This is a genomic window from Oceanospirillum linum (assembly GCF_001995095.2).
GTDB lineage: Bacteria > Pseudomonadota > Gammaproteobacteria > Pseudomonadales > Halomonadaceae > Oceanospirillum > Oceanospirillum linum.
The window spans coordinates 1-410 of record NZ_MTSD02000174.1 but is presented as its reverse complement, the minus strand read 5'-3'; the positions used below and the strand labels follow the sequence as shown (position 1 = coordinate 410).

General features: G+C 64.9%; 1 protein-coding gene. It reads right to left on the bottom strand.

The features are described from left to right. The coding region (locus tag BTA35_RS17195; RefSeq protein ID WP_139363745.1) for a hypothetical protein at positions 1 to 410 on the bottom strand (410 nt) is incomplete at both ends.

Below are 410 nucleotides of genomic sequence, written 5' to 3'. Positions count from 1 at the left end.
GTCGAGGGTCGCTCCAGGTTGCACGTCGACAGTGCCTTTGTCGGCCGTCAGCGTGATCGAACCGGCCGGCGCATAGGCCGTCATGTCGAAGAATTGTTTGGCGACACCAGCGGAGCTGATCGTCGATCCGCTGCCTATGGTGAGGTCACCTGAAGTCGACTCCAGACTCACGTTTCCCGCCGGGGCGCTGATATGGACGCCGTTGTCGGCGACGGTGCCCCCTATGAAATTTAGCGCCCCGCCGACTGCCTGTCGGCTGAGCGCCGTACCCGCGCCTTGGTTCAGCGTCAGCGTCCCGCTCGTCTTGATCGTCGATGCGGAGCTCGTATCGGCCAAGAATACCGGCGCGCTCAACGCAACTGCCGCGCCGCCGAGGTCGAAGATCCCGGTGCCCTGCCCCGCGATACCGG